This is a genomic window from Oleiphilus sp. HI0128, from assembly GCF_001635365.1.
Window position 1 is genome coordinate 1 of the sequence record NZ_LWGG01000226.1, and the last position, 1,199, is coordinate 1,199.

General features: G+C 39.2%; 3 protein-coding genes. All 3 read right to left on the reverse strand.

What is annotated here, in order from left to right; all coding sequences use genetic code 11:
• The coding region (locus A3763_RS03065; protein WP_156494859.1) for a hypothetical protein at positions 1-230 on the reverse strand (230 nt) is incomplete at its 3' end.
• Between the two features lie 91 nt (positions 231-321).
• Positions 322-810 carry a hypothetical protein gene (locus A3763_RS03070; protein WP_068553631.1) on the reverse strand — a complete coding sequence of 163 codons (489 nt, stop codon included), beginning with the start codon at positions 808-810 and terminating at the stop codon, positions 322-324.
• Position 811: 1 nt separating this feature from the next.
• Positions 812-1,199: hypothetical protein (locus A3763_RS27990; protein ID WP_197482718.1), on the reverse strand; the 388-nt coding region annotated here is incomplete at its 5' end.

Here is a 1,199-nt window from a genome sequence, read left to right on the forward strand (position 1 = left end):
GGAGAATCTTCATTTTGCGCGATTTCTTGGATTAATTTAGCAGCGCGACTAGCCAAGTGTATGCGGCGTTTATCATTTTCATATAGATCAATTATTTGTTTATCAATGTCATCACGTATACCATTTCTATCGACATCAGGTAAAAAATCAAGAGGCGCAAAGCCCGACATTTCGGCTTTAGCTGCGCTGCATACGATCAGTGCGGTAAATAATATTAAAATCCTTATCACTAAAGTAACCTTCCTTTATGAGACTTAACGCCGCGTTAACCGCGCGAGCCGAAGGCGAGTCCGGTTGAACGCTTGGTTAGAATTTCTTTATTTAGTACGTTTTAACTTCAAAATACTTTATTTTCTTGTTTTCAATAACTGGATCGATCACGTATATATTCCCAGCTTCCAGCCGCGCGATGATATTATTATCTTCTACTCTAGTTCGCTCCATTTCTGCGTATGCTTCAGAGCTTGCTACAATGGCACCAGTATCAACGCTTGCCCCCATGGCTCCGCCAGCAACACCTCCTGCAATAGCTCCTGCGATATATGCACCTTCATTGTACTTGTGACTGGTTACCTCAATTTCATACTCTCCGGGTTTGACATATAACCATCGTTTAGACTTTCCAGAAAGTTTTTCGCCATTAATTGACTTAAGTAACACTGTATAAATTGTTCCAGCCCTTTGTCCTTCACTGTATGTATACAAGATTGCTGACTCGCTTTTAGGGGTATTCTTTGAGACGTTGAAATAGCTAGAGGCACACGAACTAAGCAAGCTAGCGAGTATTGTTATTGAAAGTAGCTTGATCATCTTAATTTAACTCCAAATAATCCTGAGAAACATTATCCACTATAGAGGCAATATCGTCTCCAACATCGTCCGAACTCATAAATGGAATCATAGAAAACCCAGCCATTTGATACATATGACTTGAATACAAATGGCTAGACACAATTTGACCATTTTCAAATCGGTTAATTTTTACGAGCACATCGAAATCGGTGCTAATCATAGGTAGAACAAAAACTGACAAGCCACACCAAACTGCAGATAAATACGAAAGGGGATCAAAGTCACGACTTTCATCACCTGCGGTATTATCAACAATAGAAACAATTTCAAGATAACTCTGAGGAAGCTCATCTTTCTCAGAGAGAAATTTTGCTTTTATACCTTTTTTAGAAAAGCTTTCTTGGAGT

Excerpts from the sequence above, each read along its gene's own strand:
- A3763_RS03070 (WP_068553631.1), bottom strand. The coding sequence starts at position 810 with ATGATCAAGCTACTTTCAATAACAATACTCGCTAGCTTGCTTAGTTCG.